The organism is Syntrophomonas sp. UBA5494 (genome assembly GCF_002426325.1).
In genome coordinates this window covers 1352-6547 of record NZ_DIPG01000007.1, presented here as the reverse complement: position 1 = coordinate 6547, position 5196 = coordinate 1352, and the positions used below count along the sequence as shown (strand labels likewise).

The window sequence follows — 5196 nt, the reverse complement described above, 5'->3', positions numbered from 1 at the left end:
TTGCGGGTCTGCAGCATATAAAGCTTGCCCTTTTCCACGGTGAACTCTATATCCTGCATATCGCGGTAATGGCGCTCCAGTTTCATGCAGGTGTCCACAAATTGCTGGTATACTCCGGGCAGCTCATCTTTTAATCTGGCTATGGGAGTAGGGGTGCGGATGCCGGCCACCACGTCTTCTCCCTGGGCATTGATCAAAAATTCTCCGTATAATTCCCGCTCCCCGGTGGAGGGGTTGCGGGTAAAAGCCACCCCGGTTCCGCAATCCAGGCCCATGTTGCCGAAGGCCATGCTCTGGATATTTACTGCCGTTCCCAGTGAATCCGGGATCTTATTCAAGCGCCGGTATACAATAGCGCGCTGGTTGTTCCAGGATTGAAATACCGCCTCGATAGCCCGGGCCAGCTGTTCATTGACATCCTGGGGAAAATCAAAGCCTTTTTCCATCCTCACCAGGTTTTTGTAGTCATTTATAATGTTCTGCAACTCGGCCGCGGGTATCTCGTAATCGAAGATCAGGCTCAATTTGCGCTTGTATTTTTCAACGATATTGTCAAACAGGTGGTGCTCCACATCCAGGACAACATTGCTGAACATCTGTATAAAACGCCGGTAGCAATCGTATGCAAAGCGCATATCCCCGGTTAATGCCGCCAGGCCCTGTACGGTCTGGTCGTTCAAGCCCAGGTTTAAGATGGTGTCCATCATGCCCGGCATGGAGACTGCCGCTCCGGAACGCACCGACACCAGCAAGGGATTTTCCCTGCTGCCGAATATCTTGCCGGTTTTCTCTTCCAGGGTCTGCATAGCTCCAGCAGCACCCGCCAAAAGCCCGGGGGGTAATTGCTCCCCTGCGGCCGCATACTCGTTGCAGGCCTCGGCTGTAATGGTAAAACCCGGAGGGACCGGAAGGTCTATCCTGGTCATCTCCGCCAGGTTGGCGCCTTTCCCCCCCAAGATCATACGCATGTCCGAGTTGCCTTCTTCAAACAGGTAGATATACTTTTTGCCAGACATCACTGACCCTCCCAAATCATATTAATCCCTCATATGTTGCTGATCCTGCGATAATATATCTCCAGAATTTTGCTGGAGGTTTCCTCCACTGCCCGGTTGGTTACGTCAATCACGGGGCATCCCAGTTTCTTCATGATTCTATGGGCAAAATCCAGCTCTTCGTCAATACGGCTGGGGTGGGCGTAATTGGCCTGCCCTTTCAAGCCCAGGGTCTTCAAGCGTTCCGTGCGGATATGATTCAACTGCTCGTGGTGTATGGTCAGACCGATGACCTTGCCCCTTTCCGCTTTATACAGCTCCTCCGGTGGATTGACTTCGGGCACCAGCGGGACATTGGCCACTTTGATGCGTTTATGAGCCAGATACATGGAAAGCGGGGTTTTCGATGTCCTGGAAACCCCTACCAGCACTATATCAGCCATTTCTATGCCGCGCGGATCCTTGCCGTCGTCATAGCGCACCGCGAACTCAACCGCCTCAATGCGCCGGTAGTACATTTCATCCACCTTGCGCAACAGGCCGGGCTCCCGTCGGGGTGCTATATGGCTGATCTGTTTAAAGGCTTCTATCATCGGGCTTAAGATATCCACGCAGGTTACCCCATAGCGTTCAGCTTCTTGACGGAGGTGTGCGGCCAGTTCATCCACCACCAGGGTGTAGGCCACTAAAAAATGGTTGCTAGCGGCCTGATGCACCACTTCATCAAGGGTGTCACAATCCGAAATGTTGGGAACCCGTCTGATCTCCATGGTACCCGAATTAAACTGGCTGGCGGCCGCCCGGACCACCATCTCAGCAGTTTCTCCTATGGAATCCGATACAATGTAAACCCCTGGCAAATGGTTTACCAAAGTTTACCCCCCCTCACGTCGTTTACCAGCCAGGTCGAGGAATAACCTGGCGATATTAGTTTTTGATATTTTCCCCACTACTTCCAGTTTCTCTTCACCCTCGTTGTTAATAAAACACTTGACCACCGGCATGCTGTCTATTTCCTGCTCCACAATTTTCTTAATCGCATCCACCACGGTTTCATCCATGGTGGTAGTGACAATATTGGGCATGCGGGTCATGATCACGCTGACCGGCATCTTATGAATGTCTGCCTGGCCCAGAGTGGTTTTGAGGAAATCCTTGCGCGACACCACTCCGGTTAAGAAGTTGGAACTGTCCACAATGTAGATAGTGCCGGTGTCTTCAATAAACAGGGTCACAATGGCGTCATAGATGCTGCAGGTCTCTTTCATCACCACCGGGCGTGATTTTATGTCCTTGACCCGGTATTGATTGAGTATGCGGCGCATTTCATTTTCTACGCCTTCGGTTTTGTAGGTATAGCCTACCCTCGGTTTGGCTTCCAAAAAACCGGACATAGTCAAAACCGCCAAATCAGGACGCAAGGCCGCACGGGTTACGGACAGGATCTCTGCGATCCTTTCCCCCGTAATAGGTTCGTGTTCTTTAACAATCTGCAGGATTTTCTCTTGTCTCTCATTTAATTCCATACGTGCACCACCCAATTATGCTATACTGTTTGGGTATTACGACATAAATTATATATACTATATACAAGAAAAAAATCCTGTTTGGCAGACACTTTTTATTGTACTATTTTTGTGAAATCCGCCACTTGCTGACACAATTTGGCAATTTCATTAAGCAAACCCAAACGGGCCTGTCGCACTTTGTCGTCATCCACCATCACCATTACCGCTTCAAAAAATTGGTCCAGGCTGGGGCGCAGGCTGGCGATCATTTCTATGGCGGCTTTATACCGCTGGTCTGCCATGGCGGCGGCAAAAGTGCCGCTGATATCCAGCAATTGCTGGTAGAGCGTCATCTCACTGGCATCGATCAAATTCTTTTCGTCAAAATCCACCTCGGGGTCGGCTTTGCGGGACAGGTTGTGAGCGCGGTTGAAGACCACCATCAAATCGGTGCAATAGGCCTCCGCTTTGGCGCCTTGAATGGCGTCTACCCGGGTTAAGATGTCGTACAGATCAGGGTTGGGCGCCGCCAGCACTGCGTCTATAACATCATATGAATAGCCTTTTTCCAGCAGAACACCGCGCATCCTCTGCCGGATGAAATCCATTAAATCCGCCGTGGTCTGCGCTGATGTGTTCTCCAGCTTAAAGGCCTTGAATCCCTGATAGGCCTGATCCAGCAGCCTGGTCAAATCCAGCTTCAACCGGGCCTCGAGGATGATATTCACCAGGCCGATAGCCTGGCGGCGCAAGGCATAAGGGTCCTGGGAACCGGTGGGTTTGATATTCAGGGCAAAACAGCCTACCAGATTGTCGATCTTTTCCGCCAGGCTGATCCCCAGTCCGGTCTGGGTAGCCGGAATTTTATCTCCGGCAAAACGGGGCAGATAATGTTCGAGAATGGCATCCGCAACTTCCTGGTCTTCCTGGCTCAAAACCGCGTAATAACGCCCCATAACCCCTTGCAGTTCAGGGAATTCATAAACCATGTTGCTCAACAGGTCGGCTTTACACAGAAAAGCGGCCCGGTCAAGCTTCCGGGCCGTACTCAAACCGGCCTCAACTCCGCAGAATACGGCCAGGGCCTGTAATCGCCCCACCTTGTCCAGAATACTTCCCAGACGCTCGTGAAACATCACATTGGCCAGACCGGGAACGAAGTCCTGAATCGGTTTTTTGGTGTCTTCACGCCAGAAAAACAGGGCATCTTCAAGACGCGCTTTCAACACCCGCTGATTGCCGGCGATGACGGTTTCCAGATCAAAATCGGTGCCGTTTCTTACCCCTATAAACCCCGGCAGAAGCTGGCCCTCCCGGTCAAACACCGGGAAATATCTCTGGTGTTCTATCATGGAGGTGGTCAGAACCTCGGCAGGAACATCCAGGTAAGCCGGGGAAAAACCGCCGAAAAAGGCGGTGGGGTATTCCACCAGGAAATTCACTTCTTCCAGAAGTTCAGCGTTTTCCATAGGCTTTCCGCCTGCAGCCGCAGCGGCCTGTTCGACCTGCCGCCAGATCATCTGGCTACGCCGGTCCTGATCAAGGATGACATAATGGGCCTCTAATTGGGCGAAATAATCCTCTACATCCTTTACCGCCAGGGGGCCTTGGGAAAGGAATCTGTGTCCGTAAGTGATTCTGGAACTGTCGATATTCTCTATAGTCAAGGGTATTACTTCCGAGTCCAGCAGACACAACAGCCAGCGAATGGGACGGGCAAAACGGGTCTGGTAATAACCCCAGCGCATCGAGCGCGGGAAAGGAATGGCCTGAATAATCTCCGTCAACAATTCTGGCAGTATTTGCGCTGCAGCTTGGCCCTCTTCCCGGCGCACCGCGGCCACATATTCTACTCCATCCGCTTCGATTGTGGTCAGCTGGCTGATGTCGAACCCTTGGGAACGGGCGAAACCGAGTCCGGCCTTGGTGGGGTTTCCGGACTGATCGAAAGCCGCGCTTTTTCTGGGTCCGCGGTTTTGCACCACCGCATCGCTCTGCCGCTCAGCCAGGGATGGGATCAGCAAAACCAGGCGCCTTGGCGTACCCATGGTTTTAATCTCCCCGTGAGACAAGCGGTTTTCTGCCAGGCTTTTTACCGCCAGGCTGCGGAGATTCTCCAGGGTTTGAGTCATATAGGCGGAGGGGATCTCTTCCACTCCAATTTCCAACAATAAATCTCGGTTCATAGTCTAACCCACCTCCTCTTCAGCCAATATGCGGCGACGCAGTTCAGGATCCTTGAGCAACGGATAGCCCAGGGCTTTGCGCTGCTTAAGATATTCGCCGGCCACGGTACGGGCTAAATTGCGCACCCGGGCTATATATCCGGTCCGTTCGGTGACGCTGATGGCTCCCCTGGCATCCAGAAGATTGAACAGGTGGGAGCATTTCAAAACATAATCATAGGCCGGCAGAACCAGATGATGCGCGGCCACATGAAGCGCTTCTTTTTCGCAGATGCTGAACATGGCGCTGAGGGATTCAACATCGGCTATTTCGAAATTGTAATGGGAGTGGTCGACTTCGCCCTGATGGTGCACGTCGGCATAGGTGATGCCTTCCACCCATTCAATATCATACACACTTTCCTTATTTTGAATGTACATGGCTATGCGCTCCAAGCCATAGGTTATCTCCGCACAGACCGGGTAACAATCCACTCCCCCGCACTGCTGAAAATAGGTGAACTGAGT

The 5196-nt window shown here is 52.1% G+C and carries 5 protein-coding genes; all 5 read right to left on the bottom strand.

What is annotated here, in order from left to right:
• A partial coding sequence (locus B3W37_RS00705) for a PEP/pyruvate-binding domain-containing protein (RefSeq protein ID WP_483171926.1) occupies positions 1-1016 on the bottom strand: 1016 nt, incomplete at its 3' end.
• Positions 1017-1045: 29 nt separating this feature from the next.
• Positions 1046-1867: a pyruvate, water dikinase regulatory protein gene (locus B3W37_RS00700; protein ID WP_481037940.1), complete on the bottom strand. Its 822-nt coding sequence runs from the start codon at positions 1865-1867 to the stop codon at positions 1046-1048.
• A 3-nt stretch (positions 1868-1870) separates the two neighbouring features.
• Entirely contained in the window at positions 1871-2521 is a 651-nt protein-coding gene (gene ccpN / locus B3W37_RS00695) for a transcriptional regulator CcpN (RefSeq protein ID WP_481037939.1), read from the bottom strand.
• A gap of 95 nt (positions 2522-2616) precedes the next feature.
• On the bottom strand, positions 2617-4689 hold the full coding sequence (gene glyS, locus B3W37_RS00690; protein WP_483174489.1) for a glycine--tRNA ligase subunit beta: 2073 nt from the start codon (positions 4687-4689) through the stop codon (positions 2617-2619).
• 3 nt (positions 4690-4692) lie between these two features.
• Positions 4693-5196: glycine--tRNA ligase subunit alpha (locus B3W37_RS00685; protein ID WP_483174488.1), on the bottom strand; the 504-nt coding region annotated here is incomplete at its 5' end.